Raw genomic sequence first — 12,664 nt, 5'->3', positions numbered from 1 at the left:
CATGTCCGACGTCCTGATCGCCGATGACCATCCGCTGTTCCGCGACGCGCTCCAGCGCGCGGTGCTGGCGGCGGTGCCGGGTGCCACCGTGCATACGGCGGACAGCGTGCCCGCGCTGTTCGCCCTGATCGAGTCTCTGCCCGACGCCGATCTGCTGCTCATGGACCTGCACATGCCGGGCGCGCGGGGCTACTCGGCGCTCGCGCACATTCGTGGCCAGTATCCCGGGTTGCCGACCATCGTCGTCTCGGGTCACGAGGAAGGACACGTCGCGCGGCGCGCCCTCGCGCATGGCGCATCGGCGTACATCCCGAAGTCCGCCGCGGTGGAGCAGATCGTCGAGGCCGTGCGCACGGTGCTCGATGGCGACGTGTGGCTGCCGCACCAGCTGGTCGGCGGAAGCGTGGAGCTGAAGGAAGACGAAGCGCAGGTCGCGGCGCGTGTCGCGTCGCTCACGCCGCAACAGTTCCGCGTGCTGAACATGATCGCCGAAGGTCTGCTCAACAAGCAGATCGCCTACGACCTCGGCGTGTCCGAAGCCACGGTGAAGGCGCACATGACGGCCATCATGCGCAAGCTGGGCGTGTCGAACCGCACGCAGGTCGCGCTCGCGGCGAGCCATCTCGATGTGGAGAAGGAAGCGTTTCCCGGGATGTCGCAGGAGGGTTGAGGGTGGTGCCGCTCAGGCGGCGTGCGTGCCGCTGCGCTTGGCGAGCGCCACCAGCAGCGCGCGCAGGGCGGCGGGACGCACGGGCTTGTGCAGCAACGGATAACCCAACGCGCGCGCGCGTTGCTTCAGTTCCGTGCTGCCGTCGGCCGTGACCATCGCCGCCGGCGGCATCGCGGGAACCTTGTCCGCCAGGTACTGCAGTGCCTCGAGACCGTCGATGCTGTCGCCCAGGTGATAGTCGGCCAGGATCATGTCGACGTGCGTCGAGGAGAGGATCACCAGTGCCGCCTCGACGTCGATCGCCACGCGGCAGTCGACGCCCCAGCGTCCGAGCAGCGCGCGCATGCCCTCGAGGATCGTCTCGTCGTTGTCGAGGCAGAGCACAGTCAGCGGCAGCTGTTCGCCGCCCGGGCGGACGACTGCAGGTGCACGCTTGCGCGACACGGCCTCGGCACGTGGCACCGTGATACTGAAGCCGCTGCCGCGACCGACGCGCGAGCGTAGCGCGAGCGGATGGCCCAGGATGCCGGCGAGGCGGTCGCAGATCGACAGCCCGAGGCCCAGGCCTTTCTCACCCCACGGCGACGGACGTTCCAGCCGCTGGAACTCGCCGAAGATGCGAGCCTGCTGCTCGTCCGCGATGCCGGGGCCGCTGTCCCACACTTCGATACGCACCTGCGCGCCGTGGCGACGCACGCCGAGCACCACGCCACCGGAACGCGTATAGCGCAACGCGTTGGAGAGGAAGTTCGCGACGATGCGCCGGAGCAGCTGCGCATCCGATCGCACGGACAGCGACGACGGCACGACGTGCAGCGTAAGGCCGCGTTGCTCGGCGACGACGGCGAACTGCTGACGCAGCGAATCGAACAGATCGGCGAGTGCGAACGGTGCGATCTCCGGACGGTAGCTGCCGGCATCGAGACGGGAAACGTCGAGCAGGGCGTCGAGCAAGTCTTCCGCGGCCCGGAACGAGGCGTCGATGCGCTCGGCCAGCTGCGCCGCTTCGCTGTCCAGTCCGGGATGCTGGCGTAGCGCCGACGTGAACAGGCGTGCCGCGTTGAGCGGTTGCAGGAGATCGTGGCTCGCGGCGGCGAGGAAACGCGTCTTCGACGCGTTCGCCGCCTCGGCTTCGCGACGCGCCGTCGCCGTGGCATCGAGCGCCTCCGACAGTTCGGCGGTGCGATCCTCGACGCGCTGCTCGAGCGTTTCGTTCGCGTCGATCAACGCCTGCTCCACCGACTTGTACGCGGTGACGTCGGTGAACGTGGTGACGAAGCCGCCACCAGGAAGTGCGCGGCCGCGCATCTCGATCACGGTGCCGTCGGGACGCACGCGCTGGAACACGTGCGGCGATCCGGCGCGCATGTAGCGGATGCGCTTGGCGACGTGGTCGTCGACTTCGCCAGGTCCGCATTCGCCATGCTCGGCGTTCCAGCGGATGAGATCGGCCACCGGCAGCCCGACGTACACCATGCCTTCGGGGTAATCGAAGAGTTCGAGGTAACGCCGGTTCCACGCGACGAGGCGCATGTCGCCGTCCACGACGCTGATGCCCTGCGAGACGTTTTCGAGCGTCGTCGACAGCAGCTCGCGGTTGAAGCGAAGCTCCTGCGAGGCTTCGTCCATCAGCGCCATCGCCTCGGCGATGTCGAGCCCCGTGCCCGATAGCGCGCCCATGAGGATGCGTCGCGCGCTCGCCGCGCCCACGGCACTGGCGAGCAGGCGTTCGGTGAACTGGATCAGCGGGCGGTCCGCAGCGTCGGTGGGGGAGAGCGTCACGCCGTGGCGCTGTCCGTATTCGTTGAACGCGCGCATCGTCACGCGATCGCCGACGATGCGACCTGCGATCGTTCCCAGATCACGGACCGTGACGCGCCCGCGCCAGTCGCCGGCGCCGGTGGCGCTGCGCATGAACGGGTCGACGAACAGTGCGGCATGCAGGCGCTCCGCGACGCTCGGGCGGAAACGCAGGGAGAGGAACACGAGGCAACCGACGTTGGCCAGCAGCGACCAGAAGGTTCCGTGCGTCACGGGCTCCCAGCCGGTGAGGTGGAACAACTCCGTGGGTTTGAGCCAGCCCAGTCCGAACGGACCTTCGTCGATCCAGCGCGTATGCAGCCATCCGGCGCGCGTCATCGCCGGAAGCAGCAACGTGTAGCCCCAGACCAGGAAGCCGGCGAGCAGGCCCACGTAGACGCCGACGCGACTCGCACCGCGCCAGTAGAGCGCGGACACGATGGCGGGCGCGAACTGCGCGACGGCCGCGAAGGAGAGCAGGCCGGTGGCGGCGAGGTTCTCGGCGTCGGCGATGATCCGGTAGTAGATGTACGCGAGACCGGCGAGCACGACGATGGCGATGCGACGCACGAGCAGCACGATGTTCGACAGGTCGCCGCGACGCTCCAGGTCGAGACCTTTCAGGCGAAGCAACATCGGCATCACGAGGTCGTTGCTGATCATCGTCGCCAGCGCCACGGCCGCCACGATCACCATGCCGGTGGCCGCCGAGAAGCCGCCGACGAAGGCGAGCAGGGCGATGCCGTTGTCGCCGAGCGCGACGGGAAGATTGAGCACCCACGCGTCGACGTGCCCGCGCGCGACGGCGGGAATGCCCATCCCCGCGCTGACGATGGGCAGGACCGCAAGCGAGATCAGCATCATGTAGACGGGAAAGAACCAGCGCGCGCGACGAAGATCGCGCGGATCCTCGCATTCGACGACGCCGATCTGGAACTGGCGCGGCAGGCAGAACATCGCGCAGAACGCCAGCAACGTCTGCGCGACGAAGCCGGGCGGCATGCTGCCTTTCTCCACCTGCAGCATCGGCGCGCGTATCGTCTCCGCGATGCCCGGTCCGTGCAGGTAGGCGTAGACGCCGATGGCGACGAAGGCGAGCAGCTTCACCAGCGATTCGACGGCGACCGCGAGCATCATGCCGTGGTGGTGCTCGGTGGCATCGATCGTGCGCGTGCCGAAGAGGATGGCGAAGACGGCGAGCAGGCCGGCGCACCACAGCGCGGTGTCGCCGAACCACCAGGCCGTGTTCCCCGCGCCCAGCACGTTGAACGACATCGCGACGGCTTTGAACTGCAACGCAATGTACGGAATGATCGCGATCACGGCGATCAGCGCGACGAGCGCGGCGAGTCCGTGCGACTTGCCGAAACGCGCGGCGATGAAGTCGGCGATCGACGTGATGTTGCGTTCGCGCGCGACGAGTACCAGTCGCTCGATGAGGCCGAAGCCGAGCACGAAAAGCAGCAGTGGGCCGAGGTAGATCGGCAGGTACGACAGGCCGGACACCGCGGCGGTACCGACGGCGCCGTAGAAGGTCCACGAGGAACAGTAGACGGCGAGCGCGAGGCTGTAGACCACGGGTCGGAGCCTGGGCTGGCGAGGGTAGAGCGGGCGGCGGTCGCCGAAATACGCGATCGCGAACAGCATGCCCACGTAGAGCAGCGACACCAGCAGCAAGAGCCAGCCTGCGATCACGAATCGGTTCCCCCCTCGGCCTCGGGTCCATTCTACTGGCGTACGGACACCCGGCCTACCGAAGGGTGGGAGCCGATCGCATCGGCGATGGTGAGCCCGGTTTTCCACGGAGAAGACGATTGCACGGCCCCCGGTTTGGCCTCAGCATCGACCGGATGGCACATCCGCTCCCGACGCTCCCGCCCCTCACCGAGAACGACATCCACGTCTGGCGCACCACCTGGTCCGGCGGCGCGGGCGAGGCGGCGTTCGCTCGGCTTCTGGCCGCGTACGCCGGCGACGGCGCGCCTGTCATCGAGCGTGGGGAGCACGGCAAGCCGCGTTTTCCGGCTCCGTTCGACACGCTCGGTTTCAACTGGTCCCACAGCGGCGACGTCGCGCTGCTGGCCGTCGGGCGAGGGCCCGCCGGTTTCGAGGTGGGCGTCGACGTCGAGACGGTCCGGCCGCGACCCCGCGCCGTGGAACTCGCACGCCGATTCTTCGCCAGCGCTGAGACGGCCGAGCTCGAGGCGTTGCCGGATTCCGCCCGCCTCGCGAGGTTCCTCACCTTGTGGACGGCCAAGGAGGCTGTGTTGAAGGCGCACGGCGGCGGGCTTTCCTACGGTCTGCATCGCGTTTCGTTCAGCGTCGAGGGGTCGGAGGTCGCACCGGCCGCGTTCGACGGCGACATCGCGCCGGCATCCGCGTGGCAGGTCCAGCCACTCCACCTCGGTGACGACCTGGTGTCCGCCGTCGCATGGCGTGGTGAGCCACGTCGCGTCCGCGTCTTCACATTTCCGGTTTGAACCTTTTCGCCGCGCGACGGGTCGAAGTTGACGTGTGTGGAGTGAGCCGTGGAGTGCTGCGCCACAGGGACGTGGCGCGTTATGCTGGGACGACAGTCATTACGCACGTCGCGATGGTGGCGTGCGTTTTTTTATGGACAGTCGATGACCCTACTCAGCGTCAACCTCAACAAGATCGCAGTGCTGCGCAACTCGCGCGGCGGTAACGAACCGGATATCGCGACAGCCGCGAACACCTGCATCGACGCCGGTTGCGGCGGCCTCACCGTGCACCCGCGACCCGACATGCGGCACGTCACGCCGACGGACGTCCGGACGCTCGCCGGCCTGCTGCGCGGGCGCGTCGAGTACAACATCGAAGGCAACCCGTTCGCGCCCGCGCGCGGGGCGTATCCCGGCCTGCTCGAGCTCTGCCGCGAAGTACGTCCGTCGCAGGTCACGCTGGTTCCCGACGGCGACGGACAGATCACTTCCGATCACGGCTTCGACCTCACGAAAGACATCGAGACGCTGAAGCCCGTCGTCGAAGCCTTCCGCGAGATCGGTTGCCGCGTCAGCGTGTTCGTCGATGCCGGCGGCGAAGGCTTCGAGCAAGCGAAGGCGATCGGCGTGCAGCGCATCGAGCTCTACACCGGGCCGTATGCCGAAGCGTTCCACGGCGGGGATGCGCGCAAGGAACTGGCGTCGTTCGCGGAGACCGCGCAGCGTGCGCAGCAGGCGGGGCTCGCCGTGAACGCGGGGCACGACCTGAGCCAGGCGAACCTCGGAACGTTCAAGGCGGCGATCCCAGGCCTTGCGGAAGTGTCGATCGGGCACGCGTTGATCGGCGAGGCGCTCTATCAGGGCCTCGCAAACACGGTACGCGCCTACCTCGACATCCTGAAGTAGCGAACCTGGGCAGCTACCGACGCGTGGGAGCCGATCGTATCGGCGATCCCTGCGGAGCGAGGCGCGGAAAGTCCGGTGGCTTCCGGTGTTGCGTTCCGCGTCGGCGGCATTTGGCCCGCTGACGCGGGATCGCCGATACGATCGGCTCCCACCAGACCCTGTCATTCGTAAACGCCCATAAAAAAACCCCGCCGTGAGGCGGGGCTTTTGGTTTTACCGGACGACCGGGCGATCAGTTGTTGACGAAACCGATCTTGGTCAGGCCCTGGCCCTTCGCGTCGGAAAGCACGCGAGCCACTGCCTCGTACTGAACCGCGTCATCCGCGTCGATCTGCAGTTCCGGCTGGTTCGACTGCTGGGCGATCACCGCGATCTGAGCCTTGAGGCCCAGTTCGTCGACCGGTGTGTCGTTCCAGTACAGCGAGCCATCCTGGCGAATCTGCAGGCGGACGGGATCCGGCGGATTTTCCGGGTTGACGATGTTCGGGTTCGGCTGCGGCAGATCGATCTTGATCTTATGCGACAGCATCGGAGCCGTGATCATGAAGATGATCAGGAGCACCAGCATCACGTCGACGAGCGGCGTGACGTTGATGTCCGACATCGGGCCACCGGAATTGCCTGAGCTGAATGCCATGGTTCTTTACTCCTTGCCGGTCGACATGAAGCCGACGTGGACCATACCGGCGTCCTTGGCATCGCCAAGGATCTTCTTCACCACGCGGTATTCGGTGGTGCGATCGGCACGGATCTGGAGTTCCGGCTGCGGCGACTTCGCCGCCGCAACCGCGAACTGAGCCTTCAGTTCAGCCTCGCTGACTTCACCGTCATTGAGGAAGTACGTACCGTCCGGCTTGACCGCGAGATCCATCGGTTCGACCGGGGTGTCATCCTTAACGTTCGGATTAGCCTTCGGCAGATCGATCTGGACCTTGTGGGACATCAGCGGCGCCGTGATCATGAAGATGATCAGCAGAACCAGCATCACGTCGACGAGCGGCGTGACGTTGATTTCCGACATCGGACCACCGGAGTTGCCCCCGCTGCTCATAGCCATGGGTCAGTTCCTCTTACTTCTTGACGACGGCGACCGGAGCGGTGCCTTCGACGCGGGCGCCGGTGGCGAAGAAGTCGTGCAGGTCGTGCGCGAATTCGTCGAACTGGGCGTAGGTCAGGCGGTTCGAGCGCATGAAGAAGTTGTACGCGAGCACGGCCGGGATAGCGGTGAACAGACCGAACGCGGTCATGATCAGAGCTTCACCGACGGGACCGGCAACCTTGTCCATCGACGCGGAACCCGAAGCGGCGATACCGATAAGTGCGTGGTAGATACCCCACACCGTACCGAGAAGACCGATGAACGGAGCCGACGAACCGACCGTGGCGAGCAGGGTCAGGCCGCCTTCCAGACGCAGGCTCTCGCGAGCGACGGCCTGGCGCAGGGCGCGGTCGATGAATTCCGAACGCGACAGCGTCTCGGCGAGGCGACCGCCAGCAGCCTGCTGGTGGTGAGCGACGGCCGAAGCGGCATCGAGAGCGATCTTCGAGAACGGTTCGCCCTTCGGCTGCTCTTCGAGCATGCGAATGGCTTCCTGCGTCGACGAGGTGTTCCAGAAGCCCTGGATGACCTTGTCGGCGCGCGAACGCACGAGGCTGTTACGGATGAAGTTGGCGACGATGAAGTACCACGAGAGCACGGACATCGCGACCAGCACCACGAACACAATCCAACCGAGGAAGTCGAAGTTGTGGATGAGGTGGTCGAAGCCCATCTGCTTCAGGGCGTCGGCATTCGAGTTCTGACCTGGATTAGCAGGCTGAGCGGAGGTGTCTTGCAACATAACGCTACCCTTGGGAAGTCAAGCGTGAACAGAGATGTAAGTGAGAGGACTTACAGCTGGTTTAGGTTGAACGTAACGGGGACACGTGCATAGCCTTCGACGGCCTGACCGCCTCGCTTGCCCGGGTTGAATCGCCAGTTCCTGGCCGCATCCTGCGCTGCCTTGTCCAGTTCGCGGAAACCGCTCGACTGGTCGACCTGGATGTCCTTCGGCGAACCGTCGACACCCACGAGGACCAGAAGTACCACCGTACCTTCATGCCGCTGGCGAACCGCCTGCGGCGGATACTTTGGCGGATTACGCTGACGGTACGACAGATTCTCGCTGGGCGCGATGTCGGCCGGCGGTGCTGGCGGCGCGGGAGGCGCCGGCGGCGGTGCCGGAACGGCATTCGTGCTCGCCTCTTCGACAGCCGGCGGCGGCGGAGCCGGCGGCGGCGGTGTCGGCGGCGGCTTCACCTGCTGAATGATTTTCGGCGGCGGCTGCTTCGGGGGTTCCGGCGGCGGCGGCGGAGGAGGCGGGGGCGGCGGCGGCGGTTCGATGAAGTCGACCTGCACCACCTTCTCTTTCTGCTTTTCCTGCGTCTTGGGCGGCGCCATGGGCGCGACCAGCAGCAGGAAGGCGAACGAGTGCAGCGCGATGGCTACTGCCAACGCACTTGTGCGCCCCCAACTGAACGGCGCTTGGCCGGTTGATTCGTTACTTGAGGCCATCAGTCACTATCAAGAGCTAATCAAGCGGAAGTGAGCCCGCACTGCTCTTCCGGCGCTCGGCGGGTTGACAATGCCGAAAACGCAGGTTTCTGCAAGCGGAAAGATAAGCAAGTTACACCAGCATATAGCGTTTGTATAGCACCTGAAGGGAAGATTTATGGCGTCGCACAAACCTAACTTTCGGGGCTTTACAAGCGCTTACTTGCCGGTACCTGCGGTTTTCAACCAGGCGTTGGCCTTGGCAGACGTTTCCGGATCCTGCGCCGCCTTCTTCATGGCGTCGATGGCACCCGGCTTGTTCTTCAGACCACGCTCGGCTTCCGCGAGCACCATGTAGGCTTGACCCTTATGTTGCACACCCTTGCTGATGGCATCCGTCGCGGACTTCTTGGCCGCGGAGTACTGATTTTCCTGTAGCTGCACACGCGCGACCTTCAGCGCCGGCTCGCCGTTCGTGGCGACCGCGGCGGCCTGCTGGTAGGCGGTGAGCGCGCTGGACATGTTGTCGCCGGTGACGTACGAGTCGCCCAGCAGGTTGTAGTTCTCGGCCGACTTCTGCACGACGCCCTTGTCGAAGCCTTCCTTGAGCACCGCGGCGGCCTTGCCCGCGTTCGCAGCCTGGCGATCGGTGTGCTCCTGGCCGTCGATCAGGTAGACCTTGGCGAGGTTGACGTACTGCTTCTCGTCCTTGAACGCACCGGCGCTGCGCGCCTTCTCGAGCAGCGCGATCGCTTCCGGATACTTCTGCGCCTGGATCAGCGACGAGGCTGCGTTGTTCAGCGTGGTCGCGTCGTTCGGGTTCTTGGCGAGCGCCTCGGTGGCGAGCACCGCGGCCTTGTCGCCCTGTCCCGTCTCCGAGTAGCTGGCGGCGAGGATCTGATCCCACGAACCCTGCGGCTTCGCGTCCGGCATCGACTTCGCCTTCTCGATCGCGGCGATCGCTTCCGGGTACTTCTCGAGGCGGTAATCGATGTTGCCTTCGAGGCCGTACGAGTCGGCCGTTTCCTTCTTGCCTTCGGCGCGCCATTCCTGCAGCGACTGCAGCGCGGCGGCGTACTGCTCGTCGGCGACGAGGAACTGCGTGTACATGTACTTCAGCTGGAAGTAGGTGTCGTTCGGCATCACGCCGATGTCGAGCGCCTTCTTCAGTTCGACGATGGCGCCCTTCACGTCGCCGTCGTTGTACTTGAGGTTGGCGAGACCCTGGAGCGCGAGGGCCTGAGCGTACTTGCTGCTCGTGCCCGAGCCGTCGGCGAGCGGCGTGAGCAGCTGCACGGCCTTGTCCTTCTCACCGTTGTTCGCGGCATCCAGGCCTTCCTGGATGGCCTTCTGGTCCTTCTCGCTCTTGAGGTCGAGCTTCGGCTCGGAACGCGTGGCGTTCGGGTACAGCGCTTCCTTCTTGTCCTTATCGGCGGACTTCGTATCGCGTGCGGACGCAACGCCACTGACGAGGGAAAGCGCGATGGCGGTAGCGAGCGCGAACTTCGAGAAGGAACGCTGTTTCATTGACAGACCTCGGTTGTAGGAGTCGGCACACACAGTGGCTCTCCGGGGGACTACAGAGGTTAACCCGATTCGATTCCTAAGAACAAGTCGCAGCGCAAGAAAAAAGTACCGTCAAAACAATGACTTGTTAGAAGAATGTTGGCACTGACGGTTTTATGGGCCGAAGGTTGGCTTGAAAACGCCGTTTTCGTCCACGTGCGCTGTGTGGGTAATCCCCTACAAAAAATGCCCGGTCGTCGCCGACCGGGCATCGTGTGCAACCACCATACGCAGGCGTATCGATCAGATGTCGAGATTCGCCACCTTGAGGGCGTTCGACTCGATGAAATCGCGACGGGGCTCGACCGCCTCGCCCATCAGCATCGAGAACATCTGGTCCGCGGCGACCGCGTCTTCGACGCCCACCTGGAGCATGCGGCGCGTCTCCGGATTGACCGTGGTTTCCCACAGCTGCTCCGGGTTCATTTCGCCGAGGCCCTTGAAGCGCTGGATCGTGCGGCCCTTCTTGGCTTCGTCGAGCAGCCAGTTGCGCACGTCGGCGAAGCTCAGCACGCCGCGCGAGGCGTTGCCGCGGCGAACCACGGCACCCGGCTGCAGGCCGAGCTCGCCGAGCTGCTGCGAGATCGACAGGATGGCGCGGAACTCCAGGCCCGTGAAGAACGCCTGCGGCATGATCCACGTGTGGCTGAGGCCATGCTGCATGCGCTCGACCTCGATCGCCGCGCCCTGCTCGTTCTGCGCCGGGCGGAAGCGAAGCGCGTACGTCGGCTTGCCGAGACCGCTGGCACTCAGACGCGTGGCGATGCCGTCGAGCCAGGCCTGCATGCCCGTCGCGTCGGTCCACAGGGCATCCGCCAGCGGCGCGTGCTCGATCATGGCCGTGAGGGCCGCGACATCGAAGCGATGGCTCAGGCGGGCGATCTGGTCCAGAGCACCCTGGTAGTCGCGAAGCAGCTTCTCGAGCGCGACGCCGTCGATGGAAGGCGCACCCTCCTCCGGCGCGAGCGTCGCATTGTCGACCGCGCTGGAGATCAGGTACTCGTTCAGGACGGCGTCGTCCTTGATGTACATCTCCTGCTTGCCCTGCTTCACCTTGTACAGCGGCGGCAGGCCGATGTAGACGTGACCGCGCTCGATCAGCTCCGGCATCTGACGGTAGAAGAACGTGAGCAGCAGCGTGCGGATGTGCGAGCCGTCCACGTCCGCGTCGGTCATGATGATGATGCGGTGGTAACGCAGCTTGTCGGGGTTGTACTCCTCCTTGCCGATGCCCGTGCCGAGCGCGGTGATCAGCGTGCCGACTTCGGCGGAAGAGATCATCTTGTCGAAGCGGGCCTTTTCCACGTTGAGGATCTTGCCCTTCAACGGGAGCACGGCCTGCGTGCGACGGTTGCGCCCCTGCTTCGCGGAGCCGCCTGCGGAATCACCCTCGACCAGGAACAGTTCGGAAAGCGCGGGATCCTTCTCCTGGCAGTCGGCGAGCTTGCCGGGCAGGCCCGCGATGTCCAGGGCGCCCTTGCGGCGGGTCATCTCGCGGGCCTTGCGGGCGGCCTCGCGGGCGCGCGCGGCGTCGACCGCCTTCGAGGCGATGGCCTTGGCTTCGGCCGGATGCTCCAGGAGGAAGTCGGCCAGCCGGTCGTTGACGACCTGCTCGACAGCCGTCTTCACCTCGCTGGAAACGAGCTTGTCCTTGGTCTGCGACGAGAACTTCGGGTCGGGCACCTTCACCGAGAGCACGGCGATCATGCCTTCGCGCATGTCGTCGCCGGACAGGCCCACCTTGGCGTTCTTCGCCAGGCCTTCCTTCTCGATGTAGCTCTGCAGCGTGCGCGTCAGCGCGGCGCGGAAGCCCGTGAGATGCGTGCCGCCATCGCGCTGCGGAATGTTGTTCGTGAAGCAGAACATCGTTTCCTGATAGGCGTCCGTCCACTGCATCGCCAGCTCGACGGTGATGCCGTCGGTCTGCGAGCTGAAGCTGATGACGGTCGGGTGCAGCGCGGTCTTTAGCTGGGCAAGGTGCTGCACGAACGACTTGATGCCGCCTTCGTACGCGAAGATGTCCTTGCGATCGTTGCGCTCGTCGACCAGCTCGATGGTGACGCCGGAGTTGAGGAACGCCAGCTCGCGAAGGCGCTTCGCCAGGATGTCGTAGTGGAACTCGATGTTGTTGGTGAACGTGGCCGGGCTGGGCGAGAAACGCACCATGGTGCCGCGACGGTTCGTGTCGGCGGCGACGGCGATCGGGGCCACCGGCTCACCGTGGGCGTATTCCTGACGGTATTCCTTGCCGTCGCGCCAGATGGTCAGCCAGAGCTTCTCGCTGAGGGCGTTTACCACCGACACGCCGACGCCGTGCAGACCGCCGGAAACCTTGTAGGAGTTCGCATCGAACTTGCCGCCCGCGTGGAGCACGGTCATCACGACTTCCGCCGTGGACCTGCCCTCTTCCGGGTGCGTATCGACGGGAATGCCGCGGCCATTGTCGGCGACGCTGGCCGAACCGTCCTGATGGATGGTCACGGTGACGTAGTCGCAATAACCGGCCAGGGCTTCGTCGATGGCGTTATCGACCACCTCGAACACCATGTGGTGCAGGCCCGTACCGTCGTCGGTGTCGCCGATGTACATGCCGGGGCGCTTGCGAACGGCTTCCAGGCCCTTGAGGACCTTGATGCTGCCGGAGTCGTAGGCGTTCGAGTTGGTCGGATCGAGAGGTTCGTTCATGCGATGCCTGGTGATGGCGCCAGAATGCGGCCCCGATGCGGC

10 protein-coding genes are annotated in these 12,664 nt (G+C 65.4%); 3 read left to right on the top strand and 7 right to left on the bottom strand.

Annotated elements, in window-relative coordinates; genetic code table 11:
* Window position 1 precedes the first annotated feature (1 nt).
* Window positions 2–670 (top strand): response regulator transcription factor, encoded by a 669-nt coding sequence (locus BMW54_RS16175; protein ID WP_090058092.1) that lies wholly within the window; start codon window positions 2–4, stop codon window positions 668–670.
* Between the two features lie 12 nt (window positions 671–682).
* On the opposite strand, the gene BMW54_RS16170 is transcribed toward BMW54_RS16175, so the two are convergent.
* A complete protein-coding gene (locus BMW54_RS16170) occupies window positions 683–4,165 on the bottom strand; it encodes a hybrid sensor histidine kinase/response regulator (RefSeq protein WP_175472895.1) in 3,483 nt (1,160 codons plus the stop codon).
* 65 nt (window positions 4,166–4,230) lie between these two features.
* On the opposite strand from BMW54_RS16170, the gene BMW54_RS16165 reads away from it, so the two are divergent.
* Together BMW54_RS16165 and BMW54_RS16160 are read left to right on the top strand one after the other, a co-directional pair.
* Window positions 4,231–4,950, top strand: coding sequence for a 4'-phosphopantetheinyl transferase family protein (locus BMW54_RS16165; RefSeq protein ID WP_139206127.1), 720 nt, complete (start codon window positions 4,231–4,233; stop codon window positions 4,948–4,950).
* Between the two features lie 144 nt (window positions 4,951–5,094).
* Window positions 5,095–5,838, top strand: coding sequence for a pyridoxine 5'-phosphate synthase (locus BMW54_RS16160; RefSeq protein WP_090058089.1), 744 nt, complete (start codon window positions 5,095–5,097; stop codon window positions 5,836–5,838).
* A gap of 232 nt (window positions 5,839–6,070) precedes the next feature.
* On the opposite strand, the gene BMW54_RS16155 is transcribed toward BMW54_RS16160, so the two are convergent.
* The 6 genes from BMW54_RS16155 to gyrB form a co-directional block, all read right to left on the bottom strand.
* Window positions 6,071–6,475, bottom strand: a complete 405-nt coding sequence (locus tag BMW54_RS16155) for an ExbD/TolR family protein (RefSeq protein WP_090058087.1) — start codon at window positions 6,473–6,475, stop codon at window positions 6,071–6,073.
* 6 nt (window positions 6,476–6,481) lie between these two features.
* Window positions 6,482–6,895, bottom strand: a complete 414-nt coding sequence (locus BMW54_RS16150) for an ExbD/TolR family protein (RefSeq protein WP_090058085.1) — start codon at window positions 6,893–6,895, stop codon at window positions 6,482–6,484.
* A 13-nt stretch (window positions 6,896–6,908) separates the two neighbouring features.
* Entirely contained in the window at window positions 6,909–7,679 is a 771-nt protein-coding gene (locus BMW54_RS16145) for a MotA/TolQ/ExbB proton channel family protein (RefSeq protein ID WP_049808741.1), read from the bottom strand.
* Between the two features lie 50 nt (window positions 7,680–7,729).
* Entirely contained in the window at window positions 7,730–8,392 is a 663-nt protein-coding gene (locus BMW54_RS16140) for an energy transducer TonB (RefSeq protein ID WP_029213930.1), read from the bottom strand.
* Between the two features lie 198 nt (window positions 8,393–8,590).
* On the bottom strand, window positions 8,591–9,898 hold the full coding sequence (locus BMW54_RS16135; RefSeq protein ID WP_090058082.1) for a tetratricopeptide repeat protein: 1,308 nt from the start codon (window positions 9,896–9,898) through the stop codon (window positions 8,591–8,593).
* A 282-nt stretch (window positions 9,899–10,180) separates the two neighbouring features.
* Entirely contained in the window at window positions 10,181–12,622 is a 2,442-nt protein-coding gene (gene gyrB / locus BMW54_RS16130) for a DNA topoisomerase (ATP-hydrolyzing) subunit B (RefSeq protein WP_090058081.1), read from the bottom strand.
* Window positions 12,623–12,664 lie beyond the last annotated feature (42 nt).

Origin of the sequence: Luteibacter sp. 329MFSha (genome assembly GCF_900111665.1) — a bacterium.
GTDB lineage: Bacteria > Pseudomonadota > Gammaproteobacteria > Xanthomonadales > Rhodanobacteraceae > Luteibacter.
The sequence above is the reverse complement of the archived record's forward strand: the minus strand, read 5'-3'. Positions and strand labels throughout refer to the sequence as shown.

Excerpts from the sequence above, each read along its gene's own strand:
- gyrB (WP_090058081.1), bottom strand. The coding sequence starts at position 12,622 with ATGAACGAACCTCTCGATCCGACCAACTCGAACGCCTACGACTCCGGC.
- BMW54_RS16155 (WP_090058087.1), bottom strand. The coding sequence starts at position 6,475 with ATGGCATTCAGCTCAGGCAATTCCGGTGGCCCGATGTCGGACATCAAC.
- BMW54_RS16175 (WP_090058092.1), top strand. The coding sequence starts at position 2 with ATGTCCGACGTCCTGATCGCCGATGACCATCCGCTGTTCCGCGACGCG.
- BMW54_RS16135 (WP_090058082.1), bottom strand. The coding sequence starts at position 9,898 with ATGAAACAGCGTTCCTTCTCGAAGTTCGCGCTCGCTACCGCCATCGCG.
- BMW54_RS16145 (WP_049808741.1), bottom strand. The coding sequence starts at position 7,679 with ATGTTGCAAGACACCTCCGCTCAGCCTGCTAATCCAGGTCAGAACTCG.
- BMW54_RS16160 (WP_090058089.1), top strand. The coding sequence starts at position 5,095 with ATGACCCTACTCAGCGTCAACCTCAACAAGATCGCAGTGCTGCGCAAC.
- BMW54_RS16140 (WP_029213930.1), bottom strand. The coding sequence starts at position 8,392 with ATGGCCTCAAGTAACGAATCAACCGGCCAAGCGCCGTTCAGTTGGGGG.
- BMW54_RS16150 (WP_090058085.1), bottom strand. The coding sequence starts at position 6,895 with ATGGCTATGAGCAGCGGGGGCAACTCCGGTGGTCCGATGTCGGAAATC.